The organism is Micromonospora sp. NPDC052213 (assembly GCF_040679695.1).
Taxonomy (GTDB): Bacteria; Actinomycetota; Actinomycetes; order Mycobacteriales; family Micromonosporaceae; genus Micromonospora.
This window is the reverse complement of the sequence record NZ_JBFAVI010000014.1, coordinates 21,350-45,446: the sequence shown is the minus strand read 5'-3', so window position 1 is coordinate 45,446 and position 24,097 is coordinate 21,350. Positions and strand designations below refer to the sequence as shown.

Below are 24,097 nucleotides of genomic sequence, written 5' to 3'. Positions count from 1 at the left end.
TGAGCCGGTTCTGCGAGCCCGGCGGTCCAAACCGAGGGACCCGGCCGTGCGGAGGCGCCTGCGGCCCACCCTGCGGCTGCGGCTGACCCTGCTCAACGGCGTGCTGCTGGTCGGCGCCGGGGCGATTCTGGTGCTGCTGGCCTGGCTGCTGGTCCGCGACGCGCTGCGCCCGACCGACGAGCTGCTCCCCGGCACGACCGTGGTGCTGGCCGACGGCCGGTCGCTGGACGCCGCGCAGTGGCAGCGGCAACTGGTCGACGCCGCCAGCACGGAGCTGCTGGTCAAGGGCCTGGTGGCGCTGCTGGCGATCAGCGTCGTCGGGGTGGCCGGGGCGTACGCGGTGGCCGGGCGGGCGCTGCGCCCGCTGCACCAGGTCACCGCCACCGCCCGGCGGCTCGGCGAGACCACCCTGGACCAGCGGATCGGCTACTCCGGCGCCGACGACGAGGTGGCCGAGCTGGCGAAGACGTTCGACGCGATGCTGGACCGGATCGCCGCCGCGTTCGAGGCGCAGAAGCGCTTCGTCGCCAACGCCTCGCACGAGCTGCGCACCCCCCTCGCCGTGATGCGTACCGAGATCGACGTGACGCTCAGCGACGACGAGGCGGACGCCGCCGAGTACCGCCGGATGGCCACCGTCGTGCGGGACGCCTCCGAGCGGGCCAACGGGCTGGTCGACGCCCTGCTGGTGCTGGCCCGCAGCGAGGCGCAGGCGGGCCGTCGGCTCGGCCGCCGCACCGAGTGCGACCTCGCCGCCGGGACCGCCAACGCCCTGTCGGCCGTACGCCGGGAGGTGGAGCGGATCGGGCTGCGGGTGCAGACGTCGCTGGAGTCCGCGCCGGTGGTCGGCGACCCCGGGCTGCTGGACCGGCTGGCCGGCAACCTGATCGAGAACGCGGTGCGTTACAACCACCTGCACGGCCGGCTCTGGGTGCGTACGGGCTCGGACGGGTGCCGGTCCTGGCTGGTGGTGGGCAACACCGGCTTCGAGGTGGACCAGGCCGACGTGCCGGGCCTGTTCGAGCCGTTCCGGCGCGGCGGCCGGGAGCGCACCGGCGCGCGCGGCTCGGGCCTCGGGCTCTCCATCGTCCGGGCGGTCTGCGACGCGCACGGCGGCACGGTCCGGGTGATCGCCCAGCCCGGCGGCGGGCTGGAGGTCACGGTGACCCTGCCGGCGGCGGAGGCCGCCCCGGCGGTGACCGCCGAGGAACCGGCCGCCGGGCGGTGACGCGGCGCCGGGGGTTGCGGGGCGGGCCGGCTCGATGAAAGGATCATGGTGTCAGCCCGACATCCGGAGGGGGGTGCGTCGAATGTTCACCGTCATGATCTCCGCGCCCCGTCTCGCCGGCTGACCCTCACGCATCCGGGGCGCCTCCATCCCCAGCGGAGGAACCCGTGTATCCACGGATCCACAACATCAGTTTCGATTGTCACGACACCTACGCCCTGTCCGGCTTCTGGTCGGCGGTGCTCGGCTACGCCCGGCACGCCGACGACGCACCGGGCGACCCGGAGGCGGTCCTGCTGCCGCCGGACGGCGACACCACCCCGAGCGTGTTCTTCCAGCAGGTGCCCGAGGCCAAGACGGTCAAGAACCGGGTGCACGTCTGCCTGCAACCGGCCGGTCGGACCCGCGACCAGGAGGTCGAGCGGGTGCTCGGGCTCGGCGCGGTCCTGGTGGACGACCAGCGACGCGCCGACGGTACGGGCTGGGTGGTGCTCGCCGACCCGGAGGGCAACGAGTTCTGCGTCCTGCGCGGCGCGGCGGAGCGGGCGGGTGCGTCGACAGAGGAGGAACACCAGTGAGCGCGACCATCCACAACATCGGCATCGACTGCCGCGACACGTACGCCCTGGCCGGCTTCTGGGCGCAGGTCTTCGACTGCCCCCGGCAGCCGGACGACTTCCCCGGTGACCCGGAGGCCATGCTGCTGCCCCCGGGTGGCCCGGAGGTGCTCTTCCTGGCCGTGCCCGAGGGCAAGGCGGTGAAGAACCGCCTGCACCTCGACCTGGAGCCCGCGGACCGGACCCGGGACGAGGAGGTGGCGCGGCTGCTGAGCATCGGCGCCACCCAGGTCGCCGACTGCCGCCGCCCCGACGGTTCGGGCTGGGTGGTGCTCGCCGACCCGGAGGGCAACGAGTTCTGCGTGCTGCGCAGCGCCGCCGAGCGGGCGGCCACGGCGGGCTGACGCGGCAGGGGCCCGTCACCGGTGGTGACGGGCCCCTCCGTGCCCGGCGGTCAGTACTTCTGCTCGATCTGGCCGCGGATCTCGACGAACTCCGCCGCCGCGGCGGCCGAGGACGAGAAGAACATCACGATGATCCCGACGCTGCCGTGGTCGGCCCACGCGCAGACGCCCAGCGGCACGCCGGCGGACTCGCCGTCGCCGCACCTGGCCTCGCCGCCGTTCGGGCCCGGGGCGATGCTGGTCAGCCTCTTGACCTCCAGCTCCTTGGAGATCCCCTTGACCGCGTCGTCGAGTTCCCGCTCGGGGTTGAGAACGAAGGTGGAGGCGGCGACCACCATGACCATGTCGCGCTCGTCGGCGCTGCCGTAGAAGGCGCCGGCCACGCCCGTCGCCTGGGGCACCGAGGTCTTCAGTTCCCGCACCATGTCGTCGGCCAGCTTCTTCAGCGTCGGCTCGGTGCTCTGCGGGCGGCCCGCGAGGGTCTCCGGCGTGACGACCCGGATCCGGGGGGTGGAACTGGTCTCCGGGGACGGGGCGGCCTCCGACGACGGCGCGGCGCTCGGCGTGGCGCTCGACGCCGGGGTCGCCGTCGGCGTCGGGTTCACGACCGGGGTGTCGTTGTCGGAGAGGGCGACGTAGCCCACGGCGCCCCCGCCGAGGCAGAGCACCAGCAGCCCGACGATGCCCAGGGTCAGGACCAGGTTGACATGCGACCGTGCGGGCCCGCCACCCGGCTGGGGCGCGCCGACGTACTGCGGCGGGTAGCCGGCGTGCGGGGCGGGTGGGAAGCCCTCCTGCGGCGTGACGGGATATCCGCCGTACGGCTGGGTGGGGTACGGGGCCGCGGGGGAGCCGGAGGCCGGCGCGGCGGACCAGCCGCCGTGGTACGGCGGCTGCCCGCCCGCCGGCGGCCAGCCCTCCGCCGGCGGCACGGGATAGCTGTCCGGCTGCGGCGGGTGGAAGTCGTAGTGGGTGTCGTGCTCATGCTGCCCGGACCAGGGATCGACCGGCGGTGAGGACATGGATCAGCTCCAGGCGACGTTGCGAACGCGTGATCGTAGCCAGCCACAACTGCGTCCCGCCATCCCCTTCCCGACCGGGCGGGCCGTAACGACGATCGCGGTGGCCGCCACCATCCAAGCTGGACGGGGCAACCACCGCGAACGCGGGGGAGCGGGGTGGACTCAGGCGGGCAGGCTGGCGACTCCGCGCGGCAGGAACCGCTGGCCCGTCACCTGCTCCGAGGTGCCGGTCCGGTCCAGGTACGGCGTGACGCCGCCCAGGTGGAACGGCCAGCCGGCGCCGAGGATCATGCACAGGTCGATGTCCTGCGCCTCGGCGACGACGCCCTCGTCGAGCATGAGCCGGATCTCCTGGGCCAGCGCGTCGAGCGCGTTCTGGCGCACCTGCTCGGCGGTGAGCGGCTGGTCGCCGACCACCAGCAGCTTCGCCACCTCGTCGTTGACCTGGTCGTCGACGACGATCGGCTGACCGGAGTCGGCGATCCGCTTGAGGTTCTCGCTGACCCCGAACCGGTCCGGGAACGCGGCGTGCAGGGTGCCGCCCACGTGGTACGCGACGGCCGGCCCGACGAGCTGGAGCAGGGCGAGCGGGCGCATCGGCAGGCCCAGCGGGTCCAGCGCGCTGTTCGCCACGTCCAGCGGGGTGCCGGCGTCGACGGCCGCGAAGACGGTGCCCAGGAAGCGGGTGAGCAGCCGGTTGACCACGAACGCCGGCGCGTCCTTCACCAGCACCGAGGACTTCTTGAGCTGCTTGCCGACCGCGAAGGCGGTGGCGAGGGTGGCGTCGTCCGTCCGCTCGCCCCGGACGATCTCCAGCAGCGGCATCATGGCGACCGGGTTGAAGAAGTGGAAGCCGACCACCCGCTCCGGGTGCTCCAGCTCGGCCGCCATCGCGGTGACCGACAGCGACGAGGTGTTCGTCGCCAGCACGGCCTCCGGCTTGACGATCTTCTCCAGCTCGGCCCAGACCTGCTTCTTGACGTTCAGGTCCTCGAAGACCGCCTCGATGACGAAGTCACAGTCAGCGAACGAAGTGAGCTGGCCCGGCGTCGACGCGGCGAAAGCCTCTGCCTTCGGCGAGCCGCTGATCAGGCCGTACAGCTTGGCGGCGGTGCCCTTGTCCATCCGGCCCTTGCTGACGGCCTTCTCGATCTGGGTGTGCACGTAGCCGACGCCCTTGTCGACCCGGGCCTGGTCCAGGTCGGTCAGCACGACCGGCACCTGGAGGCGGCGGGCGAAGAGCAGGGCGAGCTGGCTGGCCATCAGGCCGGCGCCGACGATGCCCACCTTGGTGACCGGGCGGGCCAGGCCCTTGTCCGGCGCGCCGGCCGGCCGCTTGGCCCGCCGCTGCACCAGGTCGAAGGCGTACAGGCCGCTGCGCAGCTCCTCCGAGAAGACCAGGTCCGCCAGGGCCTCGTCCTCGGCGGCGGTGCCGGTCGCGAAGTCGGCGTCCTTCGCCGTCTCCAGCAGGTCCAGCGCCTTGTACGCGGCCGGGACCGCGCCGTGCAGCCGCTGGTCCAGCGTCGACCGGGCGAAGTAGAGCACGCCCGCCCACATGTCCTTGTCGACCTCGGGACGGGTCACGGTGACCTCGCCGCGGACCACGCCGGCGGCCCACTCCAGGGACCGCTCCAGGAAGTCCGCCGGCTCCAGCAGCACGTCCGCGATGCCCATCTCGGCGGCCTGCTTCGGCTTGAGCATCTTGTTCTGCATCAGCGGGTTCTGGATGACCACCTGGGTCGCCGCCGGGATGCCGATCAGGTTCGGCAGCAGCTGGGTGCCGCCCCAGCCGGGGACCAGGCCGAGGGAGACCTCGGGCAGGGCCAGCGCCGCGGCGCCGCCGGAGAGCGTCCGGTAGTGGCAGTGCAGGGCCAGCTCCAGGCCGCCGCCCATCGCCGCGCCGTTGACGAAGGCGAAGGTCGGGATCTCGCTGTCCCGGAGCCGGGCGAAGACCCGGTGGCCGAGCCGGCCGATCTCCAGGGCCTGCTCGCGGTCGGCGAGCTGCGGGAGGCTGGTGAGGTCCGCGCCCACGCAGAAGACGTACGGCTTGCCGGTGACCGCGATGAACGCCGGGTTCGCCGCCACGGCGGCGGTGATCGCCTCGTCCAGGCTGGTCAGGCCGCCCGGGCCGAAGCTGTTCGGCTTGGTGTGGTCGAAGCCGTTGTCCAGGGTGATCAGGGCGGCCGGCCGGTCCAGCCCCGGTACGTTCACCGAGCGCAGCAGCGCCTTGGTGACAACCTCGTTCGGTGCGGCGAGGCTCACTTGTCTCCACCCTCCCAGTGCGGGTTCTCCCAGATCACGGTGCCGCCCATGCCGATGCCGATGCACATGGCGGTGAGGCCGTAGCGGACCTCCGGGTGCTCGGCGAACTGCCGGGCGAGCTGCGTCATCAGCCGCACGCCCGAGGAGGCGAGCGGGTGACCGATGGCGATCGCGCCGCCCCACGGGTTGACCCGGGGGTCGTCGTCGGCGATGCCGAAGTGGTCGAGGAAGGCGAGCACCTGCACGGCGAACGCCTCGTTCAGCTCGAACAGGCCGATGTCGTCGATGGTCAGGCCGGCGAGGCGCAGCGCCTTCTCGGTCGACGGGATCGGGCCGACGCCCATCACCTCGGGCTCGACGCCGACGAAGCCGAACGAGACCAGCCGCATGGCGACCGGCAGGCCCAGTTCGCGGGCGACGTCCTCGGAGGCGAGCAGGCTGGCGGTGGCGCCGTCGTTCAGGCCGGCCGCGTTGCCCGCGGTGACCTTGCCGTGCGGGCGGAACGGGGTCTTCAGGGTGGCGAGTTTCTCCAGCGAGGTGTCCCGGGGCGCCTCGTCCACCGTGGCCAGGCCCCAGCCGCCGTCGGCGTCGCGGATCGCCATCGGCACCAGGTCGTCCTGGAGCTTGCCGTTGGCGTACGCCTTCGCGGTCTTCTGCTGCGAGGCGAGCGCGAAGGCGTCGGTGCGCTCCTTGGTGACGTGCGGGACGCGGTCGTGCAGGTTCTCGGCGGTCGCACCCATGACCAGCGCGGACGGGTCGACCAGCTTCTCGGCGACGATCCGCGGGTTGGGGTCGACGCCCTCGCCCATCGGGTGGCGGCCCATGTGCTCGACGCCCCCGGCGATGGCGACGTCGTACGCGCCCATGGCGATGCCGCTGGCGACGGTGGTCACCGCGGTCATCGCGCCGGCACACATCCGGTCGATCGCGAAACCGGGGACGGTCTTGGGCAGGCCGGCCAGCAGGGCGGCCGTCCGGCCGATGGTCAGGCCCTGGTCGCCGATCTGGGTGGTGGCGGCGATGGCGACCTCCTCGACCCGCTCCGGCGGCAGCTGCGGGTTGCGGCGCAGCAGTTCGCGGATGCAGCGGATCACTAGGTCGTCGGCGCGGGTGTTGGCGTACATGCCACCCGCCTTGCCGAAGGGGGTGCGGACGCCGTCGACGAAGACGACATCCCGGACTTCACGGGGCACTGGAGCCTCCTTTTCGACCATGATTCGGCCTTCGCGCCGACAGGCGGCACGACGGACCGAATGAAGGTCGCCGGCACGGGCGTGTTCCCCCGGATGCTACTCGCCAGTAACCATAGTCGGCACCCACCCCCATGTGGCCAACCCCACACCCACCCCCGGGTCCCCCCGGTCCCCGCCCCCTCCCCGTGCGCGCGTTGATCATGAGGTTGTTGTTTCGACACGCCGGGCGGCGACAGCAACTTCATGATCAACGGCGAGGGCGACGGGAGGGGAGGGGGAAGGAGGGGTCAGGTGGGTGGGGGTGGGTCGGTGAGGGCCTCGGTGAGGTCGGGGAGGAGGAGGCCGATCTGCCACTCGCGGGCGTTGAAGCCGCGCAGTGTCTCCGCCACGGTCTCCTCGGTGACCTCCTCCGGGGGGACCCAGGCCAGGCGGCGGATCGTGTCGGGGGTGATCAGGTTCTCCGGGGGCAGGCGGTGCGCCCCGGCGATCCGGACCACCACCTCCCGGCACCGGGCCAGCCGGGCCGCCGCCACCGGGTCCCGCTCGGCCCAGCGGTGCGGCGGCGGGGGACCCTCGACCGTCGGGGCGACCGGCAGCGCGTCCTCCGGCAGTTGCCGGGCGTCGTCCAGCGCCGCCAGCCAGGTGCGGGCCAGCCGCCGCACCGAGCGGCCGCCGAATCCGGGCAGGGTGAGCAGCGTCTTCTCGTCCTTCGGGTCCAGCTCGGCCGCCGCGACGATGGCCGAGTCCGGCAGCACCCGCCCCGGGGCGGCGTCCCGTCGGGCCGCGATCTGGTCCCGGGCGTACCAGAGGGAGCGCACGCGCGCCTGCGCGCGCGCCCCGCGCACCCGGTGGATGCCGGAGGTGCGGCGCCACGGCTCGGCGCGGACCCGGGGCGGCCGGGCGCCGGTGCGCACCAGCGCGGCGAACTCCTCCGCCGCCCAGGCGGACTTGCCCTGCCGGGTCAGCTCCTCGTCGAGCGCGTCGCGCAGGTCGACCAGCATCTCCACGTCCAGCGCGGCGTAGGTGAGCCAGGACTCCGGGAGTGGGCGGCTCGACCAGTCGGCGGCCGAGTGGTGCTTCTCCAGGCTGTAGCCGAGTAGCTGCTCGGTCAGCGCGGCCAGGCCGACCCGCTCGAACCCGGCCAGCCGGGCGGCCAGTTCGGTGTCGAAGAGCCGGCGCGGGCGCAGCCCCACCTCGGCCAGGCAGGGCAGGTCCTGGCTGGCCGCGTGGAGCACCCACTCGGCCTCGCCGATCACCTCGTCGAGGGCGGTCAGGTCGGGCAGCGGCAGCGGGTCGATCAACGCCGTGCCGGAGCCGGCCCGGCGCAGCTGCACCAGGTATGCCCGCTGGCTGTAGCGGTAGCCCGAGGCCCGCTCGGCGTCCAGGGCGACCGGGCCGGTGCCGGCGGCGAAGCGGGCCACGACCTCGGCGAGCTCGTCCGGCGTGGCCGCCGGCTGGGGTGTGCCCTCGCGCGGGGCGGTCAGCGGAACGGGCCCGTCGGCGTTCGGTTCGGTCCCCGCGTCCTCCGGCTCCGGCCGGGCCGACGGCGGGTGGTGCGCTTCGTTTCCCGTACGGCTTTCGGCGGCCCGACGGCGCAGGGGTGGTTCGTCGGTCACCTGACAACCCTAGTGCGCGACGCGATCCGGCGGGTGCAGCCGGTCCGGTGCGTGTCGATCGGACGGTCGGCCGGGTCCTCCCCCCAGCCGGACATCGGGGAAGACAAACCCCTTTCGCGCAGGTACGGTCCATCGAGCCGTTTGCGCCGGTACGGCATCATCAGGCCCCGGGACACCGCGGGGCGGCTACGGGGAGGGCAAGGCGATCATGACTGCTGGCTACGGGTCGGCGGACACGGGTCCGGCGGGGCCGGGCGACGGGAGCTACCGGCCGGGGCCGCTGCCGCCCCGGATCGAGCCGCCCGCGCCGGCGTACCCGCCGAACGTCCCGGGGCAGGCCCCCGCCGCGCCGCCGCGGACGACCTGGTCACCGCCGCAGCAACAGGGCCAGTGGGGCGCCGCCCCGGTCGCTCCCGCCGGCTGGGGGCAGGGTGGCGCGCCGTCCGCCGCCCCGACAGCCCCCGGCGGCCCGACGTCCGCCGGAGCCGCCCCGGGCGCCGGCTGGCCTCCCGCCGCCGGGCAGGCGTCCCCGGGCGCCGCCGGGCAGCCGCCCGTGCCCGGGCAGCCGCCGGCCGCCGGGCCGGCCCAGCCGTACCCCGCCGGCCCCGTCCAGGTGGGCGCCGCGCCGACCTCCCGGGGCCGCTGGCTGACCGTCACCGCGCTCGTGCTCGCCGGGCTGCTGGCCGTGGTGACGGGTGTGCAGGCGTACCAGATCCACCGGCTCTCGGACCGGCTCGGCGACACCGACCGCCGGCTGGACGCGGCGCAGGCGGCCGACGGGACCCGGCTCGACGGGCTGGAGAACCGGGCCGAGGCGCTGGAGAAGCAGGCGGGCGCCGCGTTCAACCCGGAGGCCGTCGCCAGCGCGGTGCTGCCCAGCGTGTTCCGGGTCCGGGCCGGCAACTCCACCGGCACGGCGTTCGCCATCGGCAAGCCGGCCGCCGGCGGGGGCACCAACCTGTTCACGAACTACCACGTGGTGGAGTCGGTCTGGGAGGCCGGCGAGCGGGAGGTCTTCCTGGAGCGCACCGACCAGCGCTTCCCGGCGACCATCGTCAGGGTCGACGAGGCGAACGACGTCGCCCACCTGCGGACCACCGGCAAGTTCACCGGCCTGGTCGCCGCGCCGGCCGCCGTGAAGTCCGGGCAGCAGATCGTCGTCGTCGGCGCGCCGCTCGGCCTCGAGGACAGCGTCACCACCGGCGTGGTGAGCGCCTTCCGCGAGGCGGGCGGCGGCCAGGGTCCCGTCATCCAGTTCGACGCCCCGATCAACCCCGGCAACTCCGGCGGCCCGGTGATCAACGGCAGCAAGCAGGTGGTCGGCATCGCCACCGCCAAGGCCCGCGACGCCGAGGGGATCGGCCTCGCCGTGCCGATCAAGGTCGCCTGCGACGGTTTCAAGATCTGCTGACCCGGTCAGCACCCGACCCGTACCCACCCGGTCCGGCGACCATGCCACCCGGACCAGCTCACGTGGAGGAAGAACGACATGTCCCAGCCACCGACCGGGCCGGGCGGCTACCCGCCGTACCCGCCGCAGCCGCCGGCCGCGCCCGGTCAGCCGCCGTCGGGCGGCGCCCCGCACGGCACCACCTACGGCACCCCCCGCCAGCACGCTCCCGAGCAGGCCGTGCCGCAGCAGTACGGCACCCAGCCCGCCGGGCCCGCCGGTTACCCGCAGTCGGCGCCGCCGGCCGGGTCCGCCGGTTACCCGCAGTCCGCGCCGCCGGCCGGGTCCGGCTACGCCCCGGCCGGGACGCCGGCTGCCGCGCCCCAGGCCGGCCAGGTCTCCGTCCCGCCCGCCTTCGGACAGCCGATGTCCGTGCCCCCCGCGTCCGGGCCGGCGTACGGGCAGCCGATGTCCGGCCCGCCCGGCTCCACCCCGCCCTTCGGCGCCCCCGCGCCGGGTGCCGGCAAGAGCCGCAAGGTGCTGGTCCTGGCCGTGGTGGCCGGGCTGCTCTTCGTCCTCGGCGGGGTGATGACCGGCCTGTTCGTCAGCACGAGCAGTGAGCTGGACCGCACCGAGAAGAAGATGGCCAGCGAGGTCAGCCAGCGCGACGGCACCATCGCGGCCAACGGCAAGGAGATCGAGAAGCTCAAGGCCGACCTCCAGTCGGTGAAGGACAAGCTGGACGACACCGAGCAGGACCTCACCGGCACCCGCAACGACCGGGACGAGCAGGCCCGGCAGAAGAAGGTCATCGCCAACTGCCTCGACAAGCTGACCACCGCGCTCGGCGCGGCGGCGGCCGGCAACAAGGCGGCCTACGACAAGGCCGTCCAGGGCATGGACAAGATCTGCAACGAGGCCGAGAAGTATCTGTGAGGTGACCCGTCGCGGGGTCAGGCCGCGCCGGCGGGGCGACGCTCCGGCAGCGCGGTCACCCCGGGCGGGGGCAGCCCGGCGGTCGAGGCCAGCAGCGCGCACCAGGCGCGCAGGTGCGGGGCGAGGTCGTCGTCGACCGGCGTCCAGGAGGCACGGATCTCGATGTCGCCGGCCGCGGGCGGCCCGGCCAGGTCGCCGAACCGGGTCGACATGGTCTGGGTGATCGTGCCGCCGATCGCGGTGTGACCGGCGTCCTGCGCGTCCAGGGCGTCGGTCAGCCACGTCCAGCCCACTCCGGGCAGCAGCGGGTCGGCGGCCAGGTCCACCTCCAGCTCCGCCGTCACGTAGGTGACCAGCCGCAGGTTGCCCCGCCACGCCTCGTGCCCGGCCGGGTCGTGCAGCAGGATCAGCCGCCCGGAGGCCACCTCGTCGCCGTCGCGCACGACGGTGGCGGAGAGCGCGAAGGCGTACGGGGCGAGGCGCTGCGGCGCGCCGACCTCCTCCAGCACGATCTCCGACCGGGGTGCCGCGGACCGCAGCCCGGCGACCGCGCGGGCGAAGGTCTCCGGGAGCGCGATCGGGGCGGCCATGCCGGCAGCCTATGCCCGGCGACCCGTCGCCGCCGGAACGGCACGCCGGGAGCCGGCCCTCCCGCGGCCCGCGTGCGACGGCCCGGCGGGCCGGGGAGGCCCCGCCGGAGGCGCCTTCGTCCCGGCGGGCTGACGGGGGTCACAAAAGGCGGCGCTGCCCGCTGCCGCGCGCATGCCGCGTGGCACGATGGCCGCGATGACCACCACCACGACGGGCGACGACGCCCGAGACGAAGACCTCCGCTCCGGCGGACCGGCCGACTCGCCCTTCGTCCGGGCCTGCCGGCGTCGGCCCGTCCCGCACACCCCGGTCTGGTTCATGCGGCAGGCCGGCCGGTCGCTGCCGGAGTACCGCGAGATCCGGGCCAACGTGGCGATGCTGGAGTCCTGCCGCCGCCCCGAGCTGGTTACCGAGATCACCCTCCAGCCGGTACGCCGGCACGGGGTGGACGCCGCGATCCTGTTCAGCGACATCGTCGTGCCGGTCGCCGCCGCCGGGGTGGACCTGGACATCGTGCCCGGCACCGGCCCCGTGGTGGCCGAGCCGGTGCGCACCCTGCCCGACGTGGAACGGATCCGGCCGATCACCCGCGACGACGTCTCCTACGTGGACGAGGCGGTCCGACTGCTCGTCGCCGAGCTGGGCGACACCCCGCTGATCGGCTTCGCCGGCGCGCCGTTCACCCTGGCCAGCTACCTGGTCGAGGGCGGCCCGTCGCGCACCCACGCGAAGACCAAGGCCCTCATGTACGGCCAGCCGGAGCTGTGGCACGCGCTCTGCCGCCGGCTGGCCGAGGTGACGCTGGGGTTCCTGCGGGTCCAGGTGGCCGCCGGGGTCTCCGCGGTGCAGCTCTTCGACTCGTGGGCCGGCGCGCTGTCCGAGGCCGACTACCGCCGCTTCGTGCTGCCGCACTCCGCCGCGGTGCTCGCGGGGCTGGCCGACGCGGGCGTGCCCCGGATCCACTTCGGGGTGGGCACCGGCGAGCTGCTCGGCGCGATGGGTGAGGCCGGCGCCGACGTGGTCGGCGTCGACTGGCGTACGCCGCTGGACGTGGCGACCCGCCGGATCGGCCCGGACAAGGCCGTGCAGGGCAACCTCGACCCGTGCGTGCTGCTCGCGCCGTGGCCGGTCGTGGAGGGCGAGGTGCGGCGGATCCTGGAGCAGGGCCGGGCCGCGCCCGGGCACGTGTTCAACCTGGGGCACGGCGTGCCGCCGGAGACCGACCCCGACGTGCTGACCCGGGTGGTGGCCCTGGTGCACGAGCTGTCCGCCCAGCCGGCGGACCGGGGCTGAGCGGCATGCGGGCGCCGTGGCGGGTGGCGGTGGTCGGCGGCGGGATCGCCGGGCTGGCCGCCGCGGTCCGGTTGCGTGACCGCGCCCCCGCCGACACCGAGATCACCGTGTACGAGCAGTCCGGCACGCTCGGCGGCAAGCTGCGCACCGGCGAGCTGGCCGGCTCGGCGGTGGAGTTCGGGGCGGAGTCGTTCCTGATGCGCGACCCGGCCGGGGGCGAGTCCGCCGCCGTGGCCCTGGTCCGCCGGCTCGGCCTGGGCGAACGGATCGTGCACCCCACCGTCGGGCAGGCCGCGCTGGTGGTCGACGGCGCGCTGCGCCCGATCCCGGGCGGCACGCTGGTGGGCGTACCGGGGGACCTGGAGCGGGTGACCACGGTCGCGCGCCCGACGGCGGACGCCGACACCGACGCGGGCCGGCCGCTGCTCGGTGCGGACGACGACGTCTCGGTCGGCGCGCTGGTCCGGGCCCGGTTCGGCGACGAGGTGGTCGACCGGCTGGTCGAACCGATGCTCGGCGGCGTCTACGCGGGCCGGGCCGACGACCTGTCCCTGGTGACCACCATGCCGGCGCTGGCCCGGGCCGCCCGGGTGGAGCACACCCTGGTGGGGGCGGTGCGCGCCGCGCAGGCCGCCGCTCCCCGGTCGCCGGGTACGCCGGTCTTCGGCACCCTGGCCGGTGGGCTCAGCACGCTGGTCCGGGCCGCGGCGGCGGCGAGCGGGGCGACGATCCGGCGGGACGCGGCCGTGCGCGAGCTGACCCCGACCGGGCCCGGGTGGCGGCTGACCGTCGGCCCGACCCGCGACCCGGAGCTGGTCGACGTCGACGCCGTGGTGCTGGCCGTGCCGGCCCGGCCGGCGGCGCGGCTGCTCGGCGGTCCGGCACCGGCGGCGGCCGAGCGCGTCGGCGAACTGGACTACGCCAGCGTCGCGCTGGTCACCCTCGCGCTGCCCGAGCCGGAGCTGCCCGAGCTGTCCGGCTTCCTGGTGCCCGGCACCGAGGGGCTGCTGATCAAGGCGTCGACCTTCTTCACCACGAAGTGGGGGCACCTGCGCCGGGCGGACGGGCTGGCGCTGGTCCGCGCCTCCGTCGGCCGGTACGGCGAGGAGCGGCAGGTGCAGCGCACCGACGAGGACCTGGCCGCCACCGTGCACCGGGAACTGTCGGCGGTGCTCGGTGCGCCGCTGCCCGCCCCGGTCGCCGGGCACGTGCAGCGCTGGGGCGGGTCACTGCCGCAGTACGCCCCGGGTCACGCCGACCGGGTGGCCGCCGCGCGGGCGGTCCTGCGGGCGCACCACCCGACGCTCGTCCTGGCCGGCGCCGGGTACGACGGCGTCGGCATCCCGGTCTGCGTCCGCTCCGGCGAGACGGCGGCCGAAGAGATCATCACAGCACTGGGAGGATCGGGGACATGACCGAGCAGACCAACGCGGCCCGGCTGCGGGAGCTCAACGCCAGCATCCGCTACACCATGTGGTCGGTGTACCGGGCCAGCAGCCCGCTTCCGTCGCTGCGTGAGAACGTCACCGGCGAGGTCGAGACCCTCTTCGAGGAACTGGCCGGCAAGGACGTGGTCGTCCGCGGCACGTACGACGTCTCGGGCCTGCGCGCCGACGCGGACCTGCTGATCTGGTGGCACGCCGCCTCCAGCGACGCCCTCCAGGACGCGTACCTGCGGTTCCGTCGCACCACCCTGGGGCGGGCGCTCACCCCGGTCTGGTCCCAGATGGCCCTGCACCGGCCGGCGGAGTTCAACAAGAGCCACATCCCGGCGTTCCTCGCCGGCGAGGAGGCCCGCTCGTACGTGTGCGTCTACCCGTTCGTCCGTTCCTACGAGTGGTACCTGCTGCCGGACGCCGAGCGGCGCGAGCTGCTCGCGGAGCACGGCAAGCTGGCCCGCGGCTACCCCGACGTGCGGGCCAACACGGTCGCCTCGTTCGCGCTCGGCGACTACGAGTGGATGCTCGCCTTCGAGGCCGACGAGCTGCACCGGATCGTCGACCTGATGCGCGACCTGCGGGCCGCCGGCGCCCGCCGGCACGTGCGGGAGGAGATCCCCTTCTACACCGGCCGCCGCCGCTCGGTCGCCGACATCGTCAACGGCCTCGTCTGACGTAGGGTCCGGGACCGGCCCGCACCGCGCTGTCGAGCTGCCGCACCCGGTGGCGGCGACGGCGAGCGGCCGCCCCGGGCGGAGGCTGGCCCGCTAGCGGATCCGGTCGACGCCTTCGCGGCGCATCGGGGTGTGCGGGATGCCGTCCTCGACGTAGTCGGGGCCGCTGACGGCGAAGCCGTGCCGGGCGTAGAAGCCGACGAGGTGGGACTGGGCCTCCAGCACGCACGGGCGGTCGCCGACCACCTCCAGTGCCGCCGCCATCAGCCGACCGGCGTGCCCGCCGCCGCGCGCCCGCGGCGTGACCACCACCCGCCCGATCCGCGCCACGCCGCCCGGGTCGGCGAGGATCCGCAGGTACGCCGCCGGCGCGCCGCCGTCGTCGAGCCACAGGTGCCGGGTGCCGGGCTCGACGTCCCGCCCGTCGAGTTCCGGGTACGGGCACGCCTGCTCGACCACGAACACGTCGATCCGGAGCCGGAGCAGGTCGTGGAAGGTGCGGGCGTCCAGGTCGGCGAACGAGGCGACCCGGATCGGAAGGTTCTGCTGCGGCATGCGGCGATGGTAGATCGACTCACGGGCTGCGCGTGTCGCCGAGTGACTCCAGCAGGGTCCGCAGGGTGTCCGCGAGGGTGTCGCGCTGCGCCGGGGTGAGCGCGGCAAGCAGTCGGTTCTCGGTGGCGACGTGGTCGGGCAGGACCCGGTCGATGAGCGCAAGTCCCTCGTCGGTGAGGCCGACCTGCACCGCGCGGCCGTCGGTGTCGCTGCGGGTGCGGGTCACTAGGTTGCGCGCCTCGAGGCGGTCGAGCCGCTGGGTGACGGCGCCGGAGGTGACCATCGACGAGTGCATCAGCTGGGTCGGGGTCAGCCGGTGGGGCGGGTCGCTGCGGCGCAGCGTGGCGAGCACGTCGAAGGACGCGGCGTCGAGGCCGTGCGCGCTGAACGTGCGGTGCAGCTCCGCCCCGACGAGCCGGGAGAGCCGGGACAGGCGACCGAACACCCCCATCGGGGAGGCGTCCAGATCCGGTCGTTGGGCGGCCCATTGCGCCAGCACCCGGTCGACGTGATCGGCCATCCGACCACCCTAGCAGCGGTGCCTTAGCGGTGAGGTAGTTCACGGCGGGCGTCGCGGGATTTACCTTAGCGCTCAGCTAAATTATCTCAGTGCTAAAGAACCGGACGCTCGTCCTCGGCGTGACCGCGCTGGCCCCGGCGATCTGGGGGACCACCTATCTCGTCACCACCGAGCTGCTGCCCCCGCAGCGCCCGCTGCTGGCCGCGGTGGTGCGTGCCCTGCCCGCCGGTCTCCTCCTGGTCGCGGTCACCCGGCAACTGCCCAGGGGCGCGTGGTGGTGGCGGGCGGCGGTGCTCGGCGCCCTGAACATCGGCTTCTTCTTCGCGCTGTTGTTCGTCGCCGCGTACCGGCTTCCGGGCGGGGTCGCCGCGACCGTCGGCGCGGTGCAGCCGCTCCTGGTCGCCGCGCTCTCCGCCGGCGTGCTCGGCGACCGGCTGACCCCGCGTACCGTCCTCGCCGGCGCGGCGGGGGTGGCCGGGGTCGGGCTGCTGGTGCTCCGGGCGGACGCCCGCCTCGACGCCGTCGGCGTCGCCGCCGCGCTCGGCGGCGCGGTGGTGATGGCCGGCGGCGTGGTGCTCAGCAAACGGTGGTCGTCGCCCGCGCCGCTGCTGGCCACCACGGGTTGGCAGCTCGCCGCCGGCGGCCTGCTGCTCCTTCCGGTCGCCGTGCTGGTCGAGGGTCCCCCGCCGGCGGTGCTGACAGCCGGGAACCTGATCGGGTACGGCTACCTCACGCTCGTCGGCTCCGCCCTCGCCTACGCCCTCTGGTTCCGCGGCATCCGCGCCCTCACGCCCACCACCGTCACCTTCCTCGGCCTGCTCAGCCCGCTGGTGGCGACGGCGTTGGGCTGGCTCGTGCTCGCCCAGGAGCTCACCCCGGCGCAGCTGTCGGGCGGGCTGGTCGTCCTCGCCGCCATCGTCGTGCAGTCCCGGGCGTCCCGCCCGGCCCGATCGCCGCGCCGCATCGCCCCGTCGGCGGCGGCCCCCCGGTGAAACCCGCGTCAGGCGGGGCGGGCGCCCACCGCGTCGCGGATCTCGGCGCCCTGGGCGCCCTCCTCGGCGCGGGCGCAGTGCGCGCAGCAGAAGAACCGGCCGGACACCTCCACCCCGTGCCCGACGATCTTGATCTGGCAGTGCTCGCAGATCGGCGCCATCTTGTGCACGGCGCACTCGAAGCAGTCGAAGGTGTGCACGTCGCCGCTGACGGTTCGCACCTCGAACGCCATCCAGTAGTCGTTACCGCAGACCTCGCAGGTTGCCACGACATAACCCCCCGAAACAGGACACGTTTTCCCAAGCCTGCGGTACGCGCGCGGCTCTGGCGGTCGAAACGGTCGAGCTGGTCGGGTCCGGCGGCGTGTCGCCCCCGGCGTGTCGGCCGTTGTACGGGGTGACCGCGTGCGACCGGAGGAACGACGACATGATCAAGCGGAACAAGCTCTTCGGCAACCAGACCCGGGTCACGTTCAGCCTGCCCCGCGACACCCCGCCCGGCGCCGTCAGCGTGGTCGGCTGCTTCAACGGCTGGGAGCCGGGGCGGCACGAGTTGGTCCCGCGCCGCGACGGCACCCGTACGGTCACCGTGCGGCTCGGCCCGGGTGAGTACCGCTTCCGCTATCTCGCCAGCGGGGGTGTGTGGCTGGACGACGACTCCGCCGACCGGATCGACGAGCGGGGCGGCCTGCTGTTGCTCTGAGGGCTGCGCGCTGAGGGTCATCGATGTTTTTATCGACAGGAGTCTTTACTGTTAAGAAGGTTTAATTTATGTTGGGTGGCATCTCACCAGCCCGAAGTCCGAAGGAGCTGCCACCATGCGCCGAAGAATCACCATCCCGCTCGTGGCGACGGGCGCCGTCGTCTCCACCCTGGCCGTCGCGGCGCCCGCCCAGGCCCACGGCTACGTGTCGGGGCCGCCGAGCCGCCAGGCGCTCTGCGCCCAGGGCCGGGTCCCGGACTGCGGGCAGATCAAGTACGAGCCGCAGAGCGTGGAGGGCCCGAAGGGGCTGCGCAGCTGCCACGCCGGGATCGCCCACTTCGCCGTCCTGAACGACGACAGCCGTGGCTGGCCCGCCACCGCGGTCGGCTCCTCGGTGACCTTCACCTGGACCAACACCGCCCGGCACGCCACCAGCAACTGGGAGTACTTCGTCGGTGGCACCCGGGTGGCGGTCTTCGACGGCGGTGGGCGGCAGCCCGGGGCCACCGTCTCGCACACCGTCAACCTGAGCGGCTGGCCCGGGCGGCAGAAGGTGCTCGCCGTGTGGAACATCGCGGACACCGCCAACGCCTTCTACTCCTGCGTCGACCTCGAGGTCGGCGGGGGCGGCGGCCCGTCGCCCACGCCGAGCCCGACGCCGCCGGCCCCGTCGCCCACCCCGACCCCCACCGCCTCCCCGACCACCCCTCCCGCCCCGGGCGGCAGCTGGACGGCGGGCCGGGCGTACCAGGCCGGCGACCAGGTCACCTACGGCGGGCTGACGTACCGCTGCCGGCAGGCGCACACCGCGATCCCCGGCTGGGAACCGCCCTACGTGCCGGCGCTCTGGACCCAGGTCTGACCGTACGGGTGCGGCCCGCCCCCCGGCGCCCGCCGCACCCGTCACCACCCCCCGGATCGGAGTACGCCATGCGACGGCTGCGCACGGTCGCCCTGCTCGCCGCTCTGCTGCTGGCACCCGGCTGCGGCGCGGGAACACCCCCGGCGCCGCCCGCGCCCGCAACGAGCGCGGCCACCGGGAGCGCGCTGAGCGGGCTGGACGTGGTCTTCCTGACCACCATGGCGGCGCACACCGAGCAGACGCTGGAGATGGTGCGGCTCGGCCGGGACCGGGTGACCGACCGGAAGCTGCGTACCCTGGTCGCCGCCATCGAGGTCACCGAGTCCGACGAGCTCGCCACGATGCGCGGCTGGCTGCGGGACGCCGGGCCCGCCGCCGGGGCAGCCCACCGGCACGACCACGACCACGGGACCGCCGCCGGGGACCTGGCACGCCTGCGGGCCGCCCCGGACGGCGAGGTCGACCGCGTCCTGCTCGACGTGCTCGGCGCCCACCAGGGCGGGGCGGCCGACCTGGCCCGGGCGCACCTGGCGGTCGGCAGCGACCCGAGGGTGCGCGACCTCGCCGGACGCGTCGAGCGCTCGCGTACGGCCGAGGTCTCGCTCCTGGCCGGGCTGGCGGCGGCCCGGCGCTGACCCGGCGGCCCGTGGTCGGGGTCGCCCGGCCGCCCGACCCGGCGGCGCCCCCGCCTCAGGCGTCGGCGCGCGGCTCCAGCCGGATGGAGACCGAGTTGACGCAGTGCCGGGTGTCCCTGGGGGTGAAGCCCTCGCCCCGGAACACGTGACCGAGGTGGCTGTCGCACCGGGCGCAGCGGATCTCGGTGCGGCTCATCCCCAGGCTGCGGTCCTCGATCTCCTTGACCGCGCCGGGGATGGCGTCGTCGAAGCTGGGCCACCCGCAGTGCGAGTCGAACTTCGTGTCGCTCGGGAAGAGCTCCGCGCCGCAGGCCCGGCAGCGATAGATCCCCGGCGTCTTCGTGTCGACGTACTCGCCGGTCCACGGGCGCTCGGTGCCGGCCTCCCGCAGCACCCGGAACTCCTCGGGGCTGAGCCGGACCCGCCACTCTTCCTCGGTGCGGGGCAGTTCGCTCTCGTCAAGACTCACCCGCCAACGGTACGCCGGACGTCGGGGGTGTGGCATAGGGTCGCGCCATGGGTGGCACGAAGGCCGCGGCCGAAGAGATCGAGGTGGCCGGGCACACCGTACGGCTGACCAGCCCGGAGCGGGTCATCTTCCCGCAGCGCGGCTTCACCAAGGCCGACGTCTTCCACTACTACGTCGCCGTGGGCGACGGCATCATGCGCGCGCTGCGCGGGCGTCCCACCACATTGCAGCGTTTCCCCGAGGGCGTCGAGGGGGAGGCGTTCTTCCAGAAGCGGGTGCCCGCGCGGGGCGTGCCGCCGTGGGTGGAGACGGCCACCATCAGCTTCCCGAGCGGTCGCAGCGCCGCCGAACTCTGCCCGGCCGACCTGGCCCACGTGGCGTGGGCCGCCCAGATGGGCACCATCGTGTTCCACCCGTGGCCGGTGCGCGCCGCCGACGTCGACCGCCCCGACGAGCTGCGCATCGACCTCGACCCGCAGCCGGGCACCGACTTCGCCGACGCGGTCGCCGCCGCCGGCGAGCTGCGCGGGCTCCTCGACGAGCTGGGCGTCCCCGGCTGGCCGAAGACCTCGGGGGGTCGCGGCGTGCACGTCTACCTGCGGATCGCGCCACGCTGGACGTTCACCGAGGTGCGCCGGGCCACCATCGCGCTCGCCCGCGAGCTGGAGCGGCGCCGGCCGGAGCTGGTCACCACCGCCTGGTGGAAGGAGCAGCGGGGCACCCGCGTCTTCGTCGACTACAACCAGATGGCGCGGGACCGCACGATCGCCTGCGCGTACTCGCTGCGGGCCAACGCCCGGGCCACCGTCTCCACCCCGGTCACCTGGGACGAGTTGCCCGACGTCGACCCGGACGACTTCGACCTGCGCAGCGTCCCGGCCCGGCTGGCCGAACGCGGCGACCCGCACGCCGGCATCGACGACTCGGCGTGGGACATCACCCCGCTGCTGGAGTGGGCCGACCGGGACGCCGCCGCCGGCCAGGGCGACATGCCGTACCCGCCGGACCACCCCAAGATGCCCGGCGAGCCGAAGCGGGTGCAGCCCTCCAAGGACCGCGACCGGCCCCGCTGACCGGCCCGCGCCGGCTGCCGCCCGATGGCGTGGCCGTCACCGCCGGTCGGCGTACGCCTCCACGGCCTCCTTGGCCGAACGCAGGTCCGCGCCGGTCGCCTTCCGGTACGCGGCGATCGCCTTGATCTTGTCGCCCCGGGCCAGGTGTTCCCGGACCCCCGGCGGCACGGGCGCGGCGTCCACCACGCCCAGGTGGTCCATCACCAGCGTGAGCCGACGCTCGATCTCGGCGAGCCGGTACGCGGTCCGCGCCTGCTCGGCCCTGCCGGGCACCTGGGCGGCGAGCAGCGCGACGACGGCGACCACGAGCACGGTGAGGACGATCTCCATCCGGCGATGGAAGCACAGCGCCGCCATCCCGTCCGCCCGCGCCCGACGATGGACCGCCGCCGATCTGGTAACGATCAAGTAACGGGCGCGAACCTTTCCCGGACCGTCACCCCTCTCCCTGATCGTCGGCCCGACACCGGGCCAGGGGAGGGCATCGGATGAAGCTGGTGTGGAGGCGGGCCCACGAGGCGCGCGGGCTGTTGCTCGCCGCGGCGGTCGCGGCCCTGGTGGCGGTCGCGTTGGTCACCGGCCTCTCCGACTACAACCGCCGAGCCGTCGAGGCCGGCCAGCGCGCCCTGCTCACCGGGGCCTCCTTCGAGGAGCGCAGCGTCCTGGTCAGCGGTGCGGCCGGCCGGGACGCGACCGAGTTCGCCACCCGGGACCGGGCGGTCCGCGACGGCTTCGCCGCCGGTCTCGGCGGTGCGCCGATCACCGTCGACGCCGCCCGCTACGGCGGTGGCCGCGAGCTGACCGGCGACCTCGGCCCGGTGGTCCGGGAGGGCGACGACCCGGTCTTCGCCAGCCTCGCGACCCTCGACGACCTGCCCCGCCACGCGGAGCTGAGCAGCGGCGCGTGGCCCACCCCCGGGGCGTCGCCCATGCAGGTGACGTTGCCGGAGAAGGTCGCCGGCGCGCTCGGGATGGCCACCGGCGACCGGGTGCCGATGCTGGACCGCAGGTCCGAGCGGACCAGCGAGGTGGTGCTCGTCGGGACGTGGCGCCCGCGCGACGCGGCCGACCCGTACTGGCTGCTGGCCCCCGGGGTGGGCGCCGGCAGCGCGGCGGACTCCGGCACCTCGTACGGGCCCTTCGTGCTGGACCGGGCCGACTTCGTCGCGACCTACCCGGGCGCGGTGTCGGCGTCCTGGGTGGTCGAGCCGGACCTCGCGGCCGTGGCCCGCGCCGGCCGGCTGCTCGACGTGCGGGCGGCGCTGAGCGCCGCCGTCGCCGAGGTGCCCGAGACGGCCGGGCTGGGCTCCTCGGCCCAGACCGTCACGGCGATCGACCGGCTGCTCGACCGCGTCGCCCGGGCCGACCTGGTCGGGCGCTCCTCACTGGCCACCCCGCTGCTGCTGATCGTGGTCCTCGGCGGGTACGCGCTGGTGCTGGTCGCCGCGCTGCTGCACGAGGACCGGCGGGGCCAGACCGCCCTGCTCCGGGCCCGCGGCGCCGCCCGGCGGCAACTGGCCGGCCTGGCGGCCCGGGAGGCGGCGCTGGTCGTCCTGCCCGCCGGCGTGCTGGGGCCCCTGATCGCCGGCGAGGCGCTGCGGCACGTGGGCACCGACGGTGCCGCCCCGCTGGCGCTCTCCTCGGGAAACACCACGCTGGTCTGGGCCGCCGCGGCCGCCACCGCCGCCGGTTGCCTGGTCGCGATGGTCGTCCCGACGCTGCGGGGGGCCGGCACGTACGTCGCCGACATGGCGGCCCGGTCCCGTCCCACCCGCGCCGCGACCGTCCAGCGGGCCAGCCTCGACCTGGTGCTGGTCGGCTTCGCCGTGCTGGCCTGGACGCAGCTGCGCCAGTACTCCTCGCCGGTCACCGGGGCCGGCGGGCGGCTCGGGGTCGACCCGCTGCTGGTCGCCGCGCCGACGCTGGGCGTGCTCGCCGGCGCGGTCGTGGCGCTGCGGTTGCTGCCGCCCGCGACCCGGTTCGCCGAGCGGTTCGTCGACCGCCGGCCGTGGACGGCGACGATGTTCGGCATGTGGCAGGCCGGCCGGCGCCCGCACGCCGGCCCGGTGCTGCTGCTCGCCCTCGCCGTCGGCGGCAGCACCCTGGCCTGGTCGCTGGTGACGACGGGGGAGCGGTCGCAGGCCGACCAGGCCGAGCACACCGTCGGCGCCGACCTGCGGGTCGTCGAGCGCACCGGCGCGGCGCCCGACGACCGGGCCGGTCAGCTCGGCGTGCTGCCCGGCGTCGACGGGGTGCTGCCGGCCTGGCGGGACGAGATCCGCCTCGGCCGCGACGACCTGCCGACGACGGTGGTGAGCCTGGACGCCGTGGGCGCGGCCGGCGTGCTGCGGCTCAACGAGCGACTGGCCGACGAGCCGGTGCCGGCGCTGCTGGACCGGCTGACCCGGGCGCGCGGCGCGCCGGCCGGCATGGACCTGCCCGCGGGCACCCGCTCCCTCACCGGCACCGTGCGTACGCCCGTGCGGGACGCCGTCACGCCGCACCAGATCGGTCTCTGGGTGCTGTTGACCCGGGCGGACGGGCTGGCCTTCCGGATCCCGGCGGGCAGCAGCGGCAGCGACGGCCGGCCGGTGCCGTTCACCGTCGCCGTCCCCGACGGGGCGGGCGCCGTGCGGCTGTCCGGCTTCGAGATCGACGGCGGGGACGCGCGCGGGCGGGCGTACCGCCTGGAGGTGTCGGACCTGCGGCTGGTCGGCGCGGACGGCGCGGCCCAGCCGGCGTCGCTGGCCGGCGGGTGGGTGGCCGCCGACGGCCAGGGAAAACCGGTCAGCGCGAACGTCACGGCCACCGGCCTGAGCGCCGAGCGGGAGGTCGAATACCTGGCGGGGGGCCGGTTCGCGTTCCAGCCGCCGAGCCGCTTCGCCCTGGTGCCGGCCGCCGAGAACCGGCCGGTACCCGCGCTGATGACCCCGGCGGTGCGCGACGCGCTGAGTCTGCGCACCGGTGACACGGTCGACCTCGTGCTGTCCGGCGCGACGCTGCCGGTCACGCTGGTGGGCGAGCTGGACGAGGTGCCGTCCACGGCCGGCGAGGGCGTGCTGCTGGACCTGCCGGCGGCGACGGACTGGCTGATCCGGGACCGGGGCGCCATCCGGCCGGTCGCGGAGTGGTGGCTGGGCACCGACGGCGACGGCCACGCCGAGGCGGCCCGCGGGGCGGCCGAACTGGCCGGCACCACGCTGCTCGACCGGCGGGAGGTGGCCGAGCGGGCCGCCGGCGACCCGTACTGGCAGGGGGCCCGCACCGGGCTGCTCGCCGCCGCGCTCGGGTCGGTGCTGCTGGCGCTGGTCGGCCTGGTCGTCGACGTCTGGGCGACCGCCCGGCACCGGCTGGGGGAGTTCGCCGTGCTGCACACGCTCGGCGCCAGCCCCCGGCTGCTGGCCCGGGCGCTGCTGGCCGAGCAGACTTTCCTGGCCGGCATCGGCGTCGGCGTCGGCCTGCTGCTGGGCGCCGCGGTCGGCGCGACCATGGCCCCGCTGGTCATCCTCACGCCGTCCGCCGGTCGGCCGGTGCCGGAGGCGGCCTTCGTGGTGCCCTGGCTGCCCATCGGCCTGACCGCGCTCGGCCTGCTGCTGGCGGCACTCGCCTTCAGCGCGTTCATCGCCCTCGGCATCCGGCAGCGGGTGGCCGTGGCGCAGCTGCGGATCGGGGGAGACCGGTGA

24 protein-coding genes are annotated in these 24,097 nt (G+C 75.0%); 14 read left to right on the top strand and 10 right to left on the bottom strand.

Annotated elements, in window-relative coordinates:
- Positions 1 to 46: 46 nt before the first annotated feature.
- The 3 genes from AB0L34_RS06135 to AB0L34_RS06125 all read left to right on the top strand — a co-directional run bounded on the left by AB0L34_RS06135 (position 47) and on the right by AB0L34_RS06125 (position 2,189).
- A complete protein-coding gene (locus tag AB0L34_RS06135) occupies positions 47 to 1,228 on the top strand; it encodes a HAMP domain-containing sensor histidine kinase (protein ID WP_350711021.1) in 1,182 nt (393 codons plus the stop codon).
- A 167-nt stretch (positions 1,229 to 1,395) separates the two neighbouring features.
- On the top strand, positions 1,396 to 1,806 hold the full coding sequence (locus AB0L34_RS06130) for a VOC family protein (protein WP_363702336.1): 411 nt from the start codon (positions 1,396 to 1,398) through the stop codon (positions 1,804 to 1,806).
- Positions 1,803 to 2,189 (top strand): VOC family protein, encoded by a 387-nt coding sequence (locus AB0L34_RS06125; RefSeq protein WP_363702334.1) that lies wholly within the window; start codon positions 1,803 to 1,805, stop codon positions 2,187 to 2,189. Before AB0L34_RS06130 ends, AB0L34_RS06125 begins: the two co-directional genes overlap by 4 nt.
- A 50-nt stretch (positions 2,190 to 2,239) precedes the next feature.
- On the opposite strand, the gene AB0L34_RS06120 is transcribed toward AB0L34_RS06125, so the two are convergent.
- The 4 genes from AB0L34_RS06120 to AB0L34_RS06105 all read right to left on the bottom strand — a co-directional run bounded on the left by AB0L34_RS06120 (position 2,240) and on the right by AB0L34_RS06105 (position 8,282).
- Positions 2,240 to 3,211: a hypothetical protein gene (locus AB0L34_RS06120; protein ID WP_363702332.1), complete on the bottom strand. Its 972-nt coding sequence runs from the start codon at positions 3,209 to 3,211 to the stop codon at positions 2,240 to 2,242.
- Positions 3,212 to 3,373: 162 nt separating this feature from the next.
- The gene (locus AB0L34_RS06115; RefSeq protein WP_363702330.1) at positions 3,374 to 5,473 is read right to left on the bottom strand and encodes a 3-hydroxyacyl-CoA dehydrogenase NAD-binding domain-containing protein; all 2,100 of its coding nucleotides are present in this window, start codon (positions 5,471 to 5,473) and stop codon (positions 3,374 to 3,376) included.
- Positions 5,470 to 6,666, bottom strand: a complete 1,197-nt coding sequence (locus AB0L34_RS06110) for a thiolase family protein (RefSeq protein ID WP_350711030.1) — start codon at positions 6,664 to 6,666, stop codon at positions 5,470 to 5,472. The genes AB0L34_RS06115 and AB0L34_RS06110 overlap by 4 nt, the downstream gene beginning before the upstream one ends.
- Positions 6,667 to 6,953: 287 nt before the next feature.
- Positions 6,954 to 8,282, bottom strand: coding sequence for a ribonuclease D (locus AB0L34_RS06105; RefSeq protein ID WP_363702328.1), 1,329 nt, complete (start codon positions 8,280 to 8,282; stop codon positions 6,954 to 6,956).
- Positions 8,283 to 8,490: 208 nt separating this feature from the next.
- Here AB0L34_RS06105 and AB0L34_RS06100 point away from each other — a divergent pair, with 208 nt between their 5' ends.
- Both AB0L34_RS06100 and AB0L34_RS06095 read left to right on the top strand, forming a co-directional pair.
- Entirely contained in the window at positions 8,491 to 9,693 is a 1,203-nt protein-coding gene (locus AB0L34_RS06100) for a trypsin-like peptidase domain-containing protein (RefSeq protein WP_363702326.1), read from the top strand.
- Between the two features lie 78 nt (positions 9,694 to 9,771).
- A complete protein-coding gene (locus tag AB0L34_RS06095) occupies positions 9,772 to 10,608 on the top strand; it encodes a hypothetical protein (RefSeq protein WP_363702324.1) in 837 nt (278 codons plus the stop codon).
- Positions 10,609 to 10,625: 17 nt separating this feature from the next.
- On the opposite strand, the gene AB0L34_RS06090 is transcribed toward AB0L34_RS06095, so the two are convergent.
- Positions 10,626 to 11,198, bottom strand: coding sequence for a DUF3000 domain-containing protein (locus tag AB0L34_RS06090; RefSeq protein ID WP_363702322.1), 573 nt, complete (start codon positions 11,196 to 11,198; stop codon positions 10,626 to 10,628).
- Between the two features lie 196 nt (positions 11,199 to 11,394).
- On the opposite strand from AB0L34_RS06090, the gene hemE reads away from it, so the two are divergent.
- The 3 genes from hemE to hemQ are packed head-to-tail and all read left to right on the top strand — an operon-like array spanning position 11,395 to position 14,605.
- Complete coding sequence (gene hemE / locus AB0L34_RS06085) at positions 11,395 to 12,492, top strand: uroporphyrinogen decarboxylase (RefSeq protein ID WP_357453903.1); 1,098 nt, start codon at positions 11,395 to 11,397, stop codon at positions 12,490 to 12,492.
- 5 nt (positions 12,493 to 12,497) lie between these two features.
- Positions 12,498 to 13,907 (top strand): protoporphyrinogen oxidase, encoded by a 1,410-nt coding sequence (hemG, locus tag AB0L34_RS06080; protein ID WP_363702320.1) that lies wholly within the window; start codon positions 12,498 to 12,500, stop codon positions 13,905 to 13,907.
- Complete coding sequence (gene hemQ / locus AB0L34_RS06075) at positions 13,904 to 14,605, top strand: hydrogen peroxide-dependent heme synthase (protein ID WP_357696520.1); 702 nt, start codon at positions 13,904 to 13,906, stop codon at positions 14,603 to 14,605. Before hemG ends, hemQ begins: the two co-directional genes overlap by 4 nt.
- 93 nt (positions 14,606 to 14,698) lie before the next feature.
- Here hemQ and AB0L34_RS06070 read toward each other — a convergent pair whose 3' ends face one another.
- Positions 14,699 to 15,160 carry a GNAT family N-acetyltransferase gene (locus AB0L34_RS06070; protein WP_357453894.1) on the bottom strand — a complete coding sequence of 154 codons (462 nt, stop codon included), beginning with the start codon at positions 15,158 to 15,160 and terminating at the stop codon, positions 14,699 to 14,701.
- Positions 15,161 to 15,179: 19 nt separating this feature from the next.
- The gene (locus tag AB0L34_RS06065) at positions 15,180 to 15,680 is read right to left on the bottom strand and encodes a MarR family transcriptional regulator (protein ID WP_357453891.1); all 501 of its coding nucleotides are present in this window, start codon (positions 15,678 to 15,680) and stop codon (positions 15,180 to 15,182) included.
- Between the two features lie 89 nt (positions 15,681 to 15,769).
- On the opposite strand from AB0L34_RS06065, the gene AB0L34_RS06060 reads away from it, so the two are divergent.
- The gene (locus AB0L34_RS06060) at positions 15,770 to 16,672 is read left to right on the top strand and encodes an EamA family transporter (RefSeq protein WP_363702317.1); all 903 of its coding nucleotides are present in this window, start codon (positions 15,770 to 15,772) and stop codon (positions 16,670 to 16,672) included.
- 8 nt (positions 16,673 to 16,680) lie between these two features.
- Here AB0L34_RS06060 and AB0L34_RS06055 read toward each other — a convergent pair whose 3' ends face one another.
- On the bottom strand, positions 16,681 to 16,941 hold the full coding sequence (locus tag AB0L34_RS06055) for a Prokaryotic metallothionein (protein ID WP_091096395.1): 261 nt from the start codon (positions 16,939 to 16,941) through the stop codon (positions 16,681 to 16,683).
- A 158-nt stretch (positions 16,942 to 17,099) separates the two neighbouring features.
- On the opposite strand from AB0L34_RS06055, the gene AB0L34_RS06050 reads away from it, so the two are divergent.
- The 3 genes from AB0L34_RS06050 (at position 17,100) to AB0L34_RS06040 (ending at position 18,872) form a co-directional block, all read left to right on the top strand.
- Positions 17,100 to 17,375 (top strand): isoamylase early set domain-containing protein, encoded by a 276-nt coding sequence (locus AB0L34_RS06050; RefSeq protein ID WP_357453885.1) that lies wholly within the window; start codon positions 17,100 to 17,102, stop codon positions 17,373 to 17,375.
- Positions 17,376 to 17,490: 115 nt separating this feature from the next.
- A complete protein-coding gene (locus AB0L34_RS06045) occupies positions 17,491 to 18,237 on the top strand; it encodes a lytic polysaccharide monooxygenase (protein ID WP_357453882.1) in 747 nt (248 codons plus the stop codon).
- Positions 18,238 to 18,305: 68 nt separating this feature from the next.
- Positions 18,306 to 18,872, top strand: a complete 567-nt coding sequence (locus AB0L34_RS06040; protein WP_363702314.1) for a DUF305 domain-containing protein — start codon at positions 18,306 to 18,308, stop codon at positions 18,870 to 18,872.
- A gap of 55 nt (positions 18,873 to 18,927) precedes the next feature.
- On the opposite strand, the gene msrB is transcribed toward AB0L34_RS06040, so the two are convergent.
- Positions 18,928 to 19,341, bottom strand: coding sequence for a peptide-methionine (R)-S-oxide reductase MsrB (gene msrB, locus AB0L34_RS06035; RefSeq protein WP_350711057.1), 414 nt, complete (start codon positions 19,339 to 19,341; stop codon positions 18,928 to 18,930).
- 47 nt (positions 19,342 to 19,388) lie between these two features.
- On the opposite strand from msrB, the gene ligD reads away from it, so the two are divergent.
- On the top strand, positions 19,389 to 20,414 hold the full coding sequence (ligD, locus tag AB0L34_RS06030; protein WP_363702312.1) for a non-homologous end-joining DNA ligase: 1,026 nt from the start codon (positions 19,389 to 19,391) through the stop codon (positions 20,412 to 20,414).
- Positions 20,415 to 20,450: 36 nt separating this feature from the next.
- Here the strand turns inward: ligD and AB0L34_RS06025 are convergent, their stop codons facing one another.
- The gene (locus tag AB0L34_RS06025; protein WP_357696502.1) at positions 20,451 to 20,744 is read right to left on the bottom strand and encodes a hypothetical protein; all 294 of its coding nucleotides are present in this window, start codon (positions 20,742 to 20,744) and stop codon (positions 20,451 to 20,453) included.
- A 158-nt stretch (positions 20,745 to 20,902) separates the two neighbouring features.
- Here AB0L34_RS06025 and AB0L34_RS06020 point away from each other — a divergent pair, with 158 nt between their 5' ends.
- Entirely contained in the window at positions 20,903 to 24,097 is a 3,195-nt protein-coding gene (locus AB0L34_RS06020; protein WP_363702310.1) for an FtsX-like permease family protein, read from the top strand.